Annotated in this window: 14 protein-coding genes; 5 read left to right on the forward strand and 9 right to left on the reverse strand. The window is 40.9% G+C overall.

What is annotated here, in order from left to right:
- Positions 1-219: 219 nt before the first annotated feature.
- From QL229_RS05180 to gpmM, 4 genes are read right to left on the reverse strand one after another with little or no spacing between them, the layout of a single operon-like run.
- Positions 220-978, reverse strand: coding sequence for a divergent polysaccharide deacetylase family protein (locus QL229_RS05180; protein ID WP_281546516.1), 759 nt, complete (start codon positions 976-978; stop codon positions 220-222).
- Between the two features lie 35 nt (positions 979-1,013).
- Positions 1,014-2,279 (reverse strand): S41 family peptidase, encoded by a 1,266-nt coding sequence (locus QL229_RS05185; protein ID WP_138558577.1) that lies wholly within the window; start codon positions 2,277-2,279, stop codon positions 1,014-1,016.
- A 35-nt stretch (positions 2,280-2,314) separates the two neighbouring features.
- A complete protein-coding gene (locus tag QL229_RS05190) occupies positions 2,315-3,454 on the reverse strand; it encodes a peptidoglycan DD-metalloendopeptidase family protein (protein ID WP_135923530.1) in 1,140 nt (379 codons plus the stop codon).
- A gap of 3 nt (positions 3,455-3,457) precedes the next feature.
- Positions 3,458-5,002, reverse strand: coding sequence for a 2,3-bisphosphoglycerate-independent phosphoglycerate mutase (gene gpmM / locus QL229_RS05195; protein ID WP_281546517.1), 1,545 nt, complete (start codon positions 5,000-5,002; stop codon positions 3,458-3,460).
- A 192-nt stretch (positions 5,003-5,194) separates the two neighbouring features.
- Between gpmM and QL229_RS05200 the strand changes: the two genes are divergently transcribed.
- Genes QL229_RS05200 through gpsA form a run of 4 tightly spaced genes read left to right on the forward strand, consistent with a single transcriptional unit; the run spans position 5,195 to position 7,453 of the window.
- The gene (locus QL229_RS05200) at positions 5,195-5,626 is read left to right on the forward strand and encodes a rhodanese-like domain-containing protein (RefSeq protein WP_135923532.1); all 432 of its coding nucleotides are present in this window, start codon (positions 5,195-5,197) and stop codon (positions 5,624-5,626) included.
- A gap of 33 nt (positions 5,627-5,659) precedes the next feature.
- Positions 5,660-5,917, forward strand: coding sequence for a glutaredoxin 3 (gene grxC / locus QL229_RS05205; protein ID WP_281546518.1), 258 nt, complete (start codon positions 5,660-5,662; stop codon positions 5,915-5,917).
- Positions 5,918-5,956: 39 nt separating this feature from the next.
- Positions 5,957-6,442, forward strand: coding sequence for a protein-export chaperone SecB (secB, locus tag QL229_RS05210; RefSeq protein WP_135923534.1), 486 nt, complete (start codon positions 5,957-5,959; stop codon positions 6,440-6,442).
- A gap of 3 nt (positions 6,443-6,445) precedes the next feature.
- Positions 6,446-7,453: an NAD(P)H-dependent glycerol-3-phosphate dehydrogenase gene (gpsA, locus tag QL229_RS05215; RefSeq protein ID WP_135923535.1), complete on the forward strand. Its 1,008-nt coding sequence runs from the start codon at positions 6,446-6,448 to the stop codon at positions 7,451-7,453.
- Between the two features lie 187 nt (positions 7,454-7,640).
- Here the strand turns inward: gpsA and QL229_RS05220 are convergent, their stop codons facing one another.
- Together QL229_RS05220 and trmL are read right to left on the reverse strand one after the other, a co-directional pair.
- On the reverse strand, positions 7,641-9,515 hold the full coding sequence (locus QL229_RS05220) for a GGDEF domain-containing phosphodiesterase (protein WP_281546519.1): 1,875 nt from the start codon (positions 9,513-9,515) through the stop codon (positions 7,641-7,643).
- A 104-nt stretch (positions 9,516-9,619) separates the two neighbouring features.
- Positions 9,620-10,084 carry a tRNA (uridine(34)/cytosine(34)/5-carboxymethylaminomethyluridine(34)-2'-O)-methyltransferase TrmL gene (trmL, locus tag QL229_RS05225; RefSeq protein WP_281546520.1) on the reverse strand — a complete coding sequence of 155 codons (465 nt, stop codon included), beginning with the start codon at positions 10,082-10,084 and terminating at the stop codon, positions 9,620-9,622.
- 170 nt (positions 10,085-10,254) lie between these two features.
- On the opposite strand from trmL, the gene QL229_RS05230 reads away from it, so the two are divergent.
- The gene (locus QL229_RS05230) at positions 10,255-11,094 is read left to right on the forward strand and encodes a cation diffusion facilitator family transporter (protein ID WP_235381844.1); all 840 of its coding nucleotides are present in this window, start codon (positions 10,255-10,257) and stop codon (positions 11,092-11,094) included.
- Here QL229_RS05230 and QL229_RS05235 read toward each other — a convergent pair.
- From QL229_RS05235 to QL229_RS05245, 3 genes are read right to left on the reverse strand one after another with little or no spacing between them, the layout of a single operon-like run.
- The gene (locus QL229_RS05235; RefSeq protein WP_135923538.1) at positions 11,073-12,014 is read right to left on the reverse strand and encodes an alpha/beta fold hydrolase; all 942 of its coding nucleotides are present in this window, start codon (positions 12,012-12,014) and stop codon (positions 11,073-11,075) included. The two genes, QL229_RS05230 and QL229_RS05235, sit on opposite strands and share 22 nt — an antisense overlap.
- Positions 12,015-13,400, reverse strand: a complete 1,386-nt coding sequence (locus QL229_RS05240; protein WP_135923539.1) for an ATP-binding protein — start codon at positions 13,398-13,400, stop codon at positions 12,015-12,017.
- A 1-nt stretch (position 13,401) separates the two neighbouring features.
- Positions 13,402-14,091, reverse strand: a complete 690-nt coding sequence (locus QL229_RS05245) for a response regulator transcription factor (protein WP_135923540.1) — start codon at positions 14,089-14,091, stop codon at positions 13,402-13,404.
- Between the last annotated feature and the right edge of the window lie 3 nt (positions 14,092-14,094).

The raw sequence follows: 14,094 nt of genomic DNA on the forward strand, positions 1-14,094 counted from the left end.
CAGTAGTGAAACGAAACAGCGCCGATGATAGTGTGGCATTTGCCATGTGAAAGTAGGACATCGCCAGGCTCCAAATTAAAGAAAGCCCGATTCGAAAGAGTCGGGCTTTTTTGCGTTTAAGCTATCCACACAACGTGGCCTGAGTAGGTTGGGCAGCATTCTTACTAACTTTACTCTTTCTAACTGTAGCTTTACTCTCGCTACTAACGTTTATAACGCTTACTCCCCTTGTCTTTGTTCTGCTTTGGCAAGTTGAATGTATTTGGTTTCGACTAGTTGTGAGAGAGGAACAAGTTCGAATCCTTGTCGTTGTAGTTCTGGGAGTGCTTGCTGAAGAAATGTAACTGTTTCTGGGTAGGGGTGTGCAATGGCGATTGCGTAGTTGAAGTGCTCAGCTTTGCTTTTAAGCTCCTCAAGTTGATGTTGTAGCTGGTTTTGGGTGACATTGTTATCAAGAAATACATGACGAGATACGTTTGCCACACCATATAGGTTAGCAACATTTTGCGCTTCACTTTGGCTGGTTGTACGGCTATCTAAGAAGTACAAACCGCGTTTTTTTAAAACTTCCATCGTCCATTTCATTGGCTCGGTAAGCTGTGTTAGCTCAGAGCCCATATGGTTATTGACCCCTTTTACCTGTGGCAGTGATGCTAACGCATGGCCGAGGGTTGTTTGTAACTCAGACTTAGTCATAGTATCGGTGAGGGCTCCAGGACCAAGCGCTTTAGTTTTATCAAGCGCTTGCATTGGAACATGTAAAAGCAATTCTTTATGAGTTTTACTAGCACGCTCTGCAAAAATTTGTGAGTAAGGGGTATGAGGCAAGATAGAAAACGTAACTTGCCCTGGTAAGTTGAGTATCTCTAGATCGCGTTGATTATTACCAATGTCGTCTATAACAATGGCAATTTGCTTTGCTTGGCAGAATAGAGGCAAGCACAAAGCAGCGATTAATAAGCTTTTTAGTCGATTCACTTTTTGTAATTATTATATCCAGTGTGTGCGCTTACTTACTGCATAATAGCGAACTGTTTTGCTGTTAGCTGTTTTTTGTCCTGTCTATCAAGCAGTGAACTAAAAAGCGCCAATTCTTGTATATTTTTTATTATAACGTCTTGGTTAATTTCTGAAAGTATTGTTTGATTTATACTCACATCAGGTGTGATCCCTTTACCATCTATTGACTGACCAAGAGGGGTATAATAACGCGCAGTGGTGAGTTTTAATGCGGTATTACCGTTGCCTAGCGGAATAAGCGATTGTACTGAGCCTTTACCAAAAGATGTTTCGCCAATTAAAGTTGCACGTTGGTTATCGCGAAGTGCAGCGGCGAGTATTTCTGCGGCAGAAGCGGAGTTTTCATTTATTAAAACAGCAATAGGGGCTCCTTCTAAAATATCACCGCTATGTGCAGTGTATCTCTGGTTTGCCTCATTAAAGCGTCCTTTAGTTGAAACAATGATGCCGCTGTCTAAAAATAAGTCTGCAACCTCTATGGCGCCTTGCAATGTGCCGCCGGGATTATCACGTAAATCAATAATTAAACCAGATAATGGGAAGCTGTTATTAACTTGCATTTTTGCAAGTTCACGCGCAACGTCATGTAGTGTGTGATTATTAAATGTATTAATGCTTAATAAAGCGACGCCTGAATCGGATAGGTAGCCATGAACGCTTTCTAGTGTGATTTGTTGGCGCTTAATTGAAAAGCTTAATGCTGTTGATTCTTTTCGCATGATTGAAACATTGACGGCGTCTAATCCGCTCTCTCGAATCAGCGTTGCAACCTCATCAATACTCTTATTCATGATAGGCTGATGATTAATCGCAACAACTTCATCATTTATTTGTAATCCCGCCTGCTCTGCTGGGGAGTTACTTAAAGTATTGACGATATAAACTCGTCCATTATCCATTTTAACTTCGATCCCCAAGCCTGTGTAACGGCCATTGGTGTTGCTAAATATGGCATCGAGCTCATTTTCATTAAGATATTTAGAGTAGGGATCAAGCTGTTCTAGTAATTCTTCCACTTGGTCGTTATTAGGTTGACTAACAAAGCTATTTTGTAACTTCAAATCATCTACATAATAGGTGTGAATATTAAAAAGTATTTCGTTTAGCTGTTGACGATGAAGTGTTTCAAGCGAAGGTTTAGCAATGCTTGGGAACGATTGAAACACCAAGCAAAATAATGTAACTAACGTTATAAAACACAGCTGAGTAAAAAACTTGGCTGGGTAGATAGCTCTGAATGTAAGGGTTGTGTTTAGCATCAGCTGCTCCTCATAGGGTGCAGCTATTTAATCTATTAAATGCGTCTGCACCATTTTACAGGATTTACTGCGCGTCCTTTGTGGCGTATTTCAAAGTATAGACCAGGATCTGGCTGTCCGCCGCTTTGACCAACTAAAGCAATTGTTTCGCCTTCTCTAACAAGGTCACCAACATCGCGAAGTAGAGTTTGAGCATGGCCGTATAAGCTCATAAAGCCATCACCATGGTCAATGGCAATCACCCAACCAAAGCCATTTAGCCAGTCTGCGTAAACAACTTGGCCGTTCTGTACGCTTTTAACATTACTGCCTTCTTTAGCGCTGATAAGTACGCCTTTCCAATCTATGTTGCCGTGCTTGCGCTGCCCAAAGCGGTGGCGTAGTGCCCCTTTGGTTGGCCAGTCTAGCTTTCCTTTACTGCTTTGAAGACCTAGTAGTTCTACTTTTTCACTGCGCTCTCTTTCTAACTCTTCAATGGCTGTGATGAGAGTTTGTTCATTCTCTTTTAAATAGTCTATTGAGCTTTTGGTCTCTTTGAGTGCTGACTGAAGTTTATTAAGGTTGTTTTTACGTTCTTGTTGAGCTTTAACTAAGGCCTGCTGACGCTGCTTTTGCTCATCATATAAGGCAACTAGACGTTGTTTCGTTTTTTCAAGTTCAGCTTGGTTGTCAGCTATTTCTTGCTGCAGTGCTTTGAGCTCTTCAATTTGCTTAATGCGTGCTTTATTTAGGTAATTGTAATAACTGAGTGTGCGCTCAATTTTGGCAGTGTCTTGTTGGTTAAGCAGCATTTTTGAATAGTCATGGCTACCAGCCATGTAGGCGCTTTTCAGCTGGGCAGCTAATAAGGTTTGTCGCTTGGCTTGTTGAGCTTTAAGCTGCTGTGCTTTAGCTTGTTGTTCTCGCTGTTGTTGCTCGTTTTCTTTAACCGATTGGGCTGCAAGGTTTAATGCTTTGGCATTTTGAGCTATATCGAGCTCATGAGCGCGCAGATCTTTGCGCATTTGAGCAATGGACTTGCGTTGACCTTTAAGCTCAGCCTCTGTTTTTTGTAAAGCTGATTGAATGTCTGATAAGTCTTTTTTGGTTTGATCTTCATTAGCAACAACCGAAGTTGTTACTAATGAAGTCAGTATTAAACCAGTTTTAAAGAAGTGGTTAATACATTTACTCATAGCTTATTTCAGCGTCATGATTGGTTTACCAGTCATTTCACTTGGCTGCTCTAAGCCGAGTAGGTGAAGCATGGTTGGAGCCACGTCACTTAATGTTTTACCATCATGTGGTGTCGCATCACGGCCAACATAGATAAATGGCACAGGCTCACTAGTGTGTGCGGTATGTGCTTGACCCGTTGCCGGGTTAGCCATTTGTTCTGCATTACCGTGGTCTGCTGTGATCAGCGCTTCACCACCATGCTCTTCAAGTGCAGCTATAACACGACCAATACAATGGTCAACAGCTTCACATGCTTTGACTGCCGCTTCGAATACACCTGAGTGACCTACCATGTCTCCGTTAGGGTAGTTACAGATGATGGCATCGTATTTACCGCTAGCGATTGCTTCAACCAATTTATCGGTCAGCATTTCTGAGTTCATTTCTGGTTGCAGATCATATGTTGCAACTTGTGGTGATGGAATTAGTTCGCGAGTCTCGCCAACAAATTCATCTTCACGGCCACCACTAAAGAAGAAGGTCACGTGTGCGTATTTTTCTGTTTCAGAGATACGTAGTTGTGTTTTACCTTGTTTCTCTAGCCATTCACCTAATACATTTGTTAAAGGCTCTGGGGCAAATGCAATCGGTGCTTTAATGTCTGCTGCATACTCAGTCATCATTACAAAAGCGCTTAACTTAGGTGATTTTTTCTTATCAAAACCGCTAAAGTCAGCATCAACAAAGGCACGAGTCATTTCACGTGCTCGGTCTGCTCTGAAGTTAGCAAAGATAACAGTGTCGCCGTCATTAATCTCAACAGCTGTTTGGCCTTCTGGTACTACTGTAGTTGCAGCAACGAATTCATCGTTTTCATCACGTGCATAAGCCTCTTCTAGTGCGGTTACGCCATCAGTGTAGCTGTATTCAGCAATACCACTAACCATAACGTCATAAGCAAGCTCGACACGGTTCCAACGGTTATCGCGGTCCATTGCATAGTAACGACCAACAAGTGTTGCTAAACGGCCGCAGCCAAGTTCTGCAAATAATGCTTCGATACGCTCAATTGATGCTTTTGCACTGCGTGGCGGCGTGTCACGACCATCTAAGAAACCGTGGAAGTAAACTTCTTTTGCACCGCGCTTGGCTGCAAGTTCAATCGTTGCAACAATGTGGTCTTCGTGACTATGAACACCACCCGGGCTTAAAAGACCCATGATATGTACAGCTTTGCCTGCATTTACAGCTTTGTCGATATTATCAACAAGTGCTGGGTTGCTATCGAATTCACCATCATCAATGGCTTTTGTGATGCGCGTAAAATCTTGGTAAACAATACGGCCAGCACCTAAGTTTACGTGGCCTACTTCAGAGTTACCCATTTGTCCTGCAGGTAAACCAACATCAAGTCCCGAACCTGAAATTAATGTATGTGGGCGGGTTGCCCAAAGGTTATCGAGTACTGGGGTATTAGCAGCAAGTATAGCGTTACTTTCTGTATCTTCACGGTATCCCCAACCGTCTAAGATCATTAATACCAATGGTTTTTTATGCTCTGTCATTATAGCTCCTGAAGATTGGCACTTATATATCACTAGCATACCGTGTTTTATGGTTTTGATCAGCTATCAATATGTCATATTAAAATATTTCACGCCCTAGCATTTTCAATTCAAGCACGTATACTTGCGTGGCAAATTTTAATTAACCCATGGCTATGCGCTGTGGTACCTAAATTTCTTAGTGGAAAACGCATGGATCAATATATTGAATTTATCTCAAATCATCCGGTTTTGAGCATCATTTGGTTAGCATTAGTAGCAATGCTGATCAGCAGTTGGTTTAAAAGTAAATTTTCAGCTATTCGCCAGATTAACCCACAACAAGTAACTTTGCTGATTAATCGTGAAGATGGTCAAGTCGTTGATATTCGTCCTCAAAAAGAATTTAATTCGGGTCGAATTGCGGGTGCAGAGCATTTAAATCCGGAAAAAGCTAAACAATCTGATTTTTCAAGCCTTGAAAAGTTCAAGAGTAAACCCATTATACTTGTATGTACTACAGGCATGACAGCTTCAGGTATCGCAACTGCTATGCATAAAGCAGGCTATGAGCGTGTTTATGTATTATCAGGTGGTATGGGTGCATGGCAATCAGCGAGCCTACCAACAACGACAGGCCGTTAAATATCTACGTTGCAGCTCGATAGAGGAATTATTATGAGTAATGTTGTTCTTTACACAAAGGCTTACTGCCCATTTTGCCAACGCGCTTTGGCATTGTTAGACAGTAAAGGTGTAAACTATACGAACATTGATATTGGTGTTCATCCAGAACGACGCGATGAAATGATCGATAAAGCAAGTGGTGGTTACACGGTGCCACAAATTTTCATCAATGATGAACATATCGGTGGTTGCGACGACATGATGGCAATAGAGGCTCAAGGCCTTTTAGACGCAAAGCTTAACGCTTAATTTTTTAATTATAAAAACGAATTCAAGATAGGAATTACAATGAACGAAGAAAATCAAAACGCAGCAGAACAACAAGCAGGCGCGCAATTCACAATCCAACGTATTTACACAAAAGATGTTTCATTCGAGACACCTAATTCGCCAGCAATTTTCCAAAAAGAGTGGACTCCTGAAGTTAAACTTGACCTAGATACTCGTTCTAACAAGTTAGAAGAAGGTGTATTTGAAGTTGTTCTTGCATTAACAGTGACAGCATCTATCGGTGAAGAAACTGCGTTTCTTTGTGAAATTCAACAAGCAGGTATTTTTACTATCGCTGATGTTGAAGAAGTACAACTTGCACACATGCTAGGTGCATTCTGCCCGAACGTACTTTTCCCTTACGCTCGTGAAGCAGTATCAAATTTAGTTAACCGTGGTACTTTCCCACAATTAAACTTAGCACCAGTTAACTTTGATGCTCTTTTTGCTCAATACATGCAACAGCGTGCAGCTCAAGAGCAACAGGCAACTGCAGACGCATAAGCTATGACTACAGCACAATCAGCTGTTACAGTTTTAGGGGCGGGGTCGTATGGCACCGCCCTTGCTATTTGCTTTGCCAGAAATGGTCACCCAGTCACTTTATGGGGGCGCAATAGCGATGACGTTGCTACGCTTGCAGCTGAGCGAAAAAATCAACGTTATGTTCCTGATGTCACCTTTCCTGAGTCGCTAAAGCTAGAAGCTGATCTAGAAACAGCAGTAAAAGCAAGTAAAATCATTCTAGTGGTTGTACCAAGTCATGCTTTTGCAGGCACTCTTCAGAAAATAAAACCATGGTTAAACGAGGAAGCTGAAGTTGCGTGGGCTACAAAAGGTTTAGAGCCTAACACAGGGCGTTTATTGCAAGAAGTTGCAGTACAAGAGCTTGGGGATAATATTCCACTGGCTGTGCTTTCAGGACCTACTTTTGCTAAAGAAATGGCTATGGGCTTGCCAACAGCTATTTCGGTATCGTCGACTTCTAAAGATTTTGCAAAGCAGCTGGCTGATCTTTTACATTGTGGCCGCTCATTTAGGGTGTATAACAATGATGATTTCATTGGTATACAACTTGGTGGCGCAGTAAAAAATGTCATTGCGATTGGCGCAGGTATGTCGGACGGTTTTGGCTTTGGGGCTAATGCTCGTACAGCTTTAATAACCCGTGGTTTAGCTGAGCTGTGTCGTTTAGGTTGTGCATTAGGTGCCCGTTCAGATACCTTTATGGGCATGGCAGGTCTTGGTGACTTAATCTTAACCTGTACAGATAACCAATCGCGTAACCGTCGTTTTGGTCTGGCACTGGGTAAAGGTGAAGGAGTTGAAGCGGCAATCGAATCAATCGGTCAGGTTGTCGAAGGCTATAGAAATACTAAAGAAGTGTTTTTACTTGCTGAGCGTACCGGCATCGAAATGCCGATCACAGAGCAAATTTACAAAGTGCTTTATGAAAATAAAGATGTAAAAGAAGCTGCGATGGCGTTGCTTGGTCGAGAGCAAAAGTCAGAGTAATGATACCGGCGCACTTAAAACAAAACGCGATTAGTAATCGCGTTTTTTGTTTTTTACAACTTATAACTGCTCGCAATGTGAGGTACTAATACCTTCTCTTTTAAAGATCTAAAAAACCAAATCTTAGCCTTGTTATTAACGAGATTTTGTTGCCTCAAAATAGCTCACTTAATTAAGCGAATAGGTATTACTTAAGTTGGTTGTTTAACTTGTTTTTATTAATGAAATCGACCACTTGTTCAGCTTTAAGAGGCTTACTGTAATAGAATCCCTGTTGAAAATGGCAACCCATAATATGTAACATGTAAGCCTGCTCTTGGGTTTCAACGCCCTCGGCAATAATATTAATACCGAGATACTTTGCTAAGCGGACAATAGTTGCAGTGATGTTTCTATCTTGATCGTTATGAGCGATGTCTTTGACAAAGGATTTGTCAATTTTTAGGGTGTCGATAGGAAACCGTTTCAGGTAACTTAATGATGAGTGCCCTGTACCAAAGTCGTCTAGGGCGATGTTAACACCAAGCGCTTTTATACGTGTCATTTGCTGAAGGGCAAACTCAGGGTTATCCATCATTGCACTTTCTGTTATTTCTAACTCCAAGCAGTAGGCTGGCACATCAAACTTGCCTAAGTATTCTATTAATGTGTCTATTAAGCTACTGTGCTGAAAGTGTAATGCAGAAATGTTAATGGCTACATTGCCAAACCGTATATTTTGCTTTTGCCAGCTAGATAGTTGTTTTAGTAACCGCTCTATTAGTAATTGTGTTAGTGGGATAATGGCACCATTTTGTTCTGCAAGAGGGATGAATTCGTCAGGTGTTATAATACTGCCATCATCTTGAGGCCACCTTACTAGGGCTTCAAAGCCATGCAGACGATTGTGTTGAGCATCAAACTTAGGTTGGAAGTAAAGTTCAAAGTCATTATTGGTGATTGCCTTAAACAGAGCGCTTTCTTTCGTTAACTCGGTTGGGTCAAGTGTGTGGCGATCTTTATCAAAAAACTGGTATGTATTTCGGCCTATTTTTTTTGCATGATTTAATGCGCTATTCGCACTGCGCATCAGGTTCTCGCAGTTATAAGCATTGTCTGGATAAATAGCGAGACCACAACATACAGATAATGAAGTTTCAAAATTATCCAGCATAAAAGGTGTTTTGAATTGCTGAAGAACTGTATCCACAGTTTGCTTTGCAAAGAATATCGTTTTTCCTGAATAAAGGTATGGAGGAACAAGTATTGCAAACTCATCTGCACCTAGTCTGGCGATTGTGAAGCCTGAATTGAGCGATGCTGTTAAGCGGCACGCGACCTCTTTGAGTAACACATCACCTAAGGTATGACCTAAAGAGTCATTTATCTTTTTGAAATTATCGATGTCAATAAATACGATGAGTAAACTCGGGTAAGTGTCGTTACATGCTTTGATTGCTTTATCAAGAGATTCAATAAAAATAGCACGATTCGATAATCCTGTAACAGTATCTTTTGTTGTGAGCTTAAGCATACTGCGCTCAGTATTTTTACGAGTTGTGATATCGTAAAACAGTCCAACATAGCGAACAGTAGGCTTAGTCAGTGATGAGGTTATTACTTTGGTGATTGATAAAGCCAGAGCGTAAGGTTGACCGTCTTTACGAATGTTCCACATTTCGCCAGACCAGTAACCATCTTGCTCTAACTCTTGGAGAATGATTGCTTCAAGCTGTTGGTCTCGACCGTTTTGAGTTAGCGCCTTAAACTTTTTGCCGATAACATCGACTTTTTGATAGCCAGTAATTTCAGAAAAAGCGTCATTTATCTCAATGATATTGAAGTCTTCGTCGGTTATCCAAATAGCATCTTTTGCTTTAGACAATAACGCATCCGTGAATATCATTTTTTTATTTCTGTAATAAAAAAACAGCCAAGCCAAAAGTAATAAGGTAATGAGGGCCAGAAGAATGATATATGGAAAATTAGAAGCTTGCGTGGGCAAGGTTGTTGCAGCTGATGCTTTACCTAATGGAAGATGCATCAGCAAGGTCGAGCAACATAAAATATGAAAAGGGCGCATTTAAAACCATCTTTAGGAACAAGCCAGCCTATTTAGGTTAGTTCATAAAAAATGGTAATGCTAAATAATTAGTGTGTTTTTATTAAAAACGTTTTTTCAATAACTTACTGGCCATTAATAAAGCCAAGTTGACGCCAAGACTCATATACAAATACAGCCACAGAATTAGATAAGTTCATGCTTCGACTGTCTTTTTGCATCGGGATACGTACTCGTTGCTCTTTAGGTAAAGATTGAATGAGCTCATCAGGTAGGCCTCGAGTTTCCGGACCAAACACTAAACAGTCACCTGGTTGGTATTGTGCTTGATGGTGAAACTGACTGCCTTTAGTCGTACATGCATAGACTTTCTTAGGTTGACATTTTTCTAGGTATGCTTCGAACGAAGCATGACGTTGTACGTGACTAAATTCATGATAATCAAGTCCTGCACGTTTTACACGCTTGTCATCCCATTCAAAGCCAAGAGGTTCAATAAGATGTAAGGCGTAGCCAGTGTTTGCGCATAAACGGATGATATTTCCAGTGTTAGGTGGGATCTCTGGTTGGTATAACACTATATCAAGCATGTGACTCTCTTTTTTAAACAATATCAATTGTCGGTGAGTATACACGAACTCAAATAAAAAGATGATATACTGACAACTGTTAATATCTAAAGGTAAGTTTTGTGCAACATCGCAGTTATGAGTTTTGGGTTAAAACAGCTAGTTTAGTGACTATCACTATGGTCAGCTTGATGATTGCCGCAAAAAGTTGGGCATGGCTTGCTTCAGGCTCAGCATCTATGCTTGGCTCATTAACCGACTCACTGATGGACATCACTGCATCTTTAATGAGCTTTTTAGTGCTAGGTTATGCATTACGTCCAGCGGATGATGATCATCGCTTTGGTCATGGTAAAGCGGAAGCATTAGCAGGCCTTGCTCAAGCTGCATTCATTGCCGGTTCTGGTTGTTTTTTAGCGTTCCATGGTATTGAGCGTTTATTCAACCCTGTTACCTTAAAGCATTCTGATTTAGGTATTTGGGTAAGTATTTTTGCGATTGTTTGTACGTTAGTGGTGGTATTTGTACAAACCAAAGTGATTAACCACACAGAATCTATCGCAATTAAAGCTGACTCAATTCATTACAAAGGTGACTTGATCTTAAACCTAGCTGTGTTGCTGGCTATTGTGTTGGCTAAATACGGTGTTGCATATGCAGATCCTCTGTTTGCAATTGGCGTCGCAGTTTATTTACTTTATAACAGTTGGGATATTGCCCGTGAAAGTGCTGATCATCTTATGGACAAAGAGCTTCCAGATGAAGAAAAAGAAACGATTCTTGCCATTGTAAATAGTCATCGAGATGTTTATGGCGCACATGATATTCGTACTCGCCAAGGCGGTAAGATCAAATTCATTCAAATGCATTTGGAGCTAGAAGATTCACTATCGCTCATTCGTGCTCATCAAGTTGCTGATGAAGTTGAGGTAATGATCCAAACTCATTTTGCATGTGAGATGGATATATTAGTTCACCTAGACCCGCTCTCAGTCGTTCAGAAGTCTCGTCAAACAGAGTCACAAAACTGATAAAAATCGCTGAGTACTGCCTGTCTTATCTCGTCGCGTTCACATAACAGTTCATGGCGAGCACCCGCGTAGGTTTTCAATCGTGCATGTTTCTGTTTATGGGTAAGTGCAAATTGCGCAGCATTATCGACCACGGTATCTTGCTCTGCACTTGCGATAAATAAAGGAATATCGACTTTTTTATCGATTAAAGAAGCAATAAAATCAAACGATGCATTGAGCCAGCCGTAGGTGACGCCACCTAGTTGTAAATCATCTTCTGCTGCATACAGTTCCCTAAACAGCTTATAGCGAATTTCACTACTGGTTAATTCATTGGCTGTAAAGTCGACCGGCAAATAGTCGCTTTGGCCAAATGCGTAACTACGACCAAGACCAAGTAAGGATGCAATTTTAGCTGCCAGTTTTGCTAAAGGCTTTGGTGTACCTTTGGTGTGAATATCAAACATTGGCGCGGATAAAAAAGCACCTGAAAACTGATGCTGATAACGCGAGAGGTAATCATAGGCAATAGCACTCCCCATTGAATGGCCGAGTAAAACCTGCTTTCCTTGCCAGTGCTGCTTTACCACTTTATCAATAAACACGGCAAAGTCATCGGCATAGTCAGTAAAACGATTTACATAGCCTTTGTGAGCGTTTTTTAAATGACGATAAGAGCGACCTTGGCCTTGGTGGTCAACACTAAAAACCGCAAAGCCATTTTGATAAAGTTCCCACAGTAACTCCTTATACTTAACCAAAGACTCAATTCGGCCACTACTAATGACAACAGCTGTATTTGCTTGCTCAGGTATGGCATAACCATAATAAAGCTGACCATGACTCGTGCTAAGAAAGTCTTTTTGTAATTGCTCAGAAAAAAACTGATTGATGTGCTCTGTGTTATTTATAAGGCTAGCTTCAGTGCTATAAAACATTTACTGACTCTTTAAAGGAAGGCGGATGTTAACGCAAAGTCCACCATGTTCTTGGTTTTCAAGTGTTAGTGTACCATCATGTGCAGAGATCGCATTCTTTGCAATTGCAAGCCCTAAACCTGTACCTCCGGTGTTTCTATCGCGTGCATGCTCTTGACGAAAGAAAGGCTCACACAGCCTTGCAAGGTTTGCTTCATCAACACCTTTACCATCATCGCAAATAGTCATGTAAATAGCATCAGACTCTTCTAGGTTAATTGAAATGGTGTGCTCTGCGTACTTAATTGCATTGCGAAGCACGTTTTCAAGCGCACTGGCAATTAAGGTTTCATCACACCGAATATCGGTTTTGAGCGCACCATTAACACGCAATACTTTATTACTTTGTTTGGCTTCAAATTGGGCGTCGTTAAGTACGTGATCGACTATGATTTGTAGTGACTGCGTACTTAATGAAAGGGTCTGACTCTTCGCTTCTAACCGTGACACCTGTAGTACATCGGCAATCATTTTATCAAGCTGATTGGCTTCTTTTTCGATACGCTCTAAATAGGCCTGTTGGGTATCATCAGCCTGCATTTGCGCAAGGCCAGTTGCCATTTTTAAGCGCGTTAAAGGTGAACGCAGCTCATGAGAAATATCTGCTAGTAATCGCTTTTGAGCCGTAATAAGTTGTTCAAGCTGTATTGCCATAGCATTAAAATCACGTCCGAGTACACCAAGTTCATCTTGTCGGGTGGACGATACATCAGCTCGGGCTGCTAAGTTACCATTTGCGAGTTTTTTTGCTGTTTCTTTTAGGCTATTAATAGGTGCAATTAAGTTGCGACTGAAGAAAAAGCTAAGCATTAATGATGCAATTAAAGCGATAAATAGCTTTAACCACGTTGGCATTAGCCATAAGCTAACGAAGAACGGCTTTTTGCGTTTCTCGTCAATCTCATAGAGGTAAAACTTACCTTCGGGTACATTTAATTCTATTGGCCCATAAGCTTGATACTCATCGGTAAATATAATTTGTGGGCTCATGTATTTAGTAAAGTTAAGCAAACTTAAGTCAATGTCTTTAGAGATAGGTTCACTGAGCATTTCAACTCCATGTACGTCACCATTTAAGTACAGCAATTTATGCTTTGAAAAGCGCGGATGGGATAATACTTCTTGCGTTGATTTGCCATGTTTAGCAACTATCCGCTCAATACTTTTTGCAGTGTACTGCAAGTTTTTTAGCATCGGGCCGCGTAGATTATCACTGCCTACATTGCTGGTTAGTTGACTCAAAAAAACGAGTAGGGTAATGGTGGCCAGCACGGTAATCCAAAACCATACAAAGATTTTTAAAAATAGGTAGTGACGTGGGTGCTTTAACCAACTAGGAGGTGTCATGTTATTCACCTTGAATGAGTACGTAGCCACTACCACGTATTGTTTTTATTCGTTCATTGTTGACATGTTCAGCTATTTTCTTACGAATATTACTCACATGCATATCTATTGACCGGTCAAACGGAGCAAGGCGTCTCCCCAATACTTGTTCACTTATTTGTTCTTTACTGATCACTTCTCCTGCATGGTCTACTAACATTGCAAGAATTTCATATTCAGTACCTGTTAGGCTGAGGATGTTGTCGTTTACTGAGGCCTCACGTGTTGCAAAGTTAATATTGATACTGTTTACACTTAACGAATTGCTATGTTGATTAGACAGACTATTAATATGTTCAATACGACGGGTAATTGCTTTAACGCGAGCTAGTAGCTCTCTGTGATTAAATGGTTTGGCAATATAATCATCAGCGCCAAGCTCTAACCCAAAGATACGATCAAAGTCCTCTCCTTTGGCTGTTAGCATGATCACAGGAGTGAGTTTATGCTGCCTTAATTGTTTTAAGACTTCAAACCCATCCATAGAGGGAAGCATCACATCAAGTAGAATAAGTTCGTAGTTATATTGCAGTGCTTGTTTTAGTCCTTCAGCGCCATCATGAAAACAATCTACTGTAAATCCCTGTGCTGTTAAGTACTCACTGAGTAATTCGCACAACCCTGTATCGTCGTCGATCATTAATAGTTTCATTTG

The sequence above is a fragment of the Pseudoalteromonas sp. PAR1 genome (assembly GCF_947311895.1).
GTDB lineage: Bacteria > Pseudomonadota > Gammaproteobacteria > Enterobacterales > Alteromonadaceae > Pseudoalteromonas > Pseudoalteromonas lipolytica_C.

Bases quoted from the DNA above. Each gene is read 5' to 3' on its own strand.
- QL229_RS05185 (WP_138558577.1), bottom strand. From the start codon at position 2,279: ATGCTAAACACAACCCTTACATTCAGAGCTATCTACCCAGCCAAGTTT.
- QL229_RS05190 (WP_135923530.1), bottom strand. From the start codon at position 3,454: ATGAGTAAATGTATTAACCACTTCTTTAAAACTGGTTTAATACTGACT.
- gpmM (WP_281546517.1), bottom strand. From the start codon at position 5,002: ATGACAGAGCATAAAAAACCATTGGTATTAATGATCTTAGACGGTTGG.
- QL229_RS05200 (WP_135923532.1), top strand. From the start codon at position 5,195: ATGGATCAATATATTGAATTTATCTCAAATCATCCGGTTTTGAGCATC.
- grxC (WP_281546518.1), top strand. From the start codon at position 5,660: ATGAGTAATGTTGTTCTTTACACAAAGGCTTACTGCCCATTTTGCCAA.
- secB (WP_135923534.1), top strand. From the start codon at position 5,957: ATGAACGAAGAAAATCAAAACGCAGCAGAACAACAAGCAGGCGCGCAA.
- gpsA (WP_135923535.1), top strand. From the start codon at position 6,446: ATGACTACAGCACAATCAGCTGTTACAGTTTTAGGGGCGGGGTCGTAT.
- QL229_RS05220 (WP_281546519.1), bottom strand. From the start codon at position 9,515: ATGCGCCCTTTTCATATTTTATGTTGCTCGACCTTGCTGATGCATCTT.
- trmL (WP_281546520.1), bottom strand. From the start codon at position 10,084: ATGCTTGATATAGTGTTATACCAACCAGAGATCCCACCTAACACTGGA.
- QL229_RS05230 (WP_235381844.1), top strand. From the start codon at position 10,255: ATGATTGCCGCAAAAAGTTGGGCATGGCTTGCTTCAGGCTCAGCATCT.
- QL229_RS05235 (WP_135923538.1), bottom strand. From the start codon at position 12,014: ATGTTTTATAGCACTGAAGCTAGCCTTATAAATAACACAGAGCACATC.
- QL229_RS05240 (WP_135923539.1), bottom strand. From the start codon at position 13,400: ATGACACCTCCTAGTTGGTTAAAGCACCCACGTCACTACCTATTTTTA.
- QL229_RS05245 (WP_135923540.1), bottom strand. From the start codon at position 14,091: ATGAAACTATTAATGATCGACGACGATACAGGGTTGTGCGAATTACTC.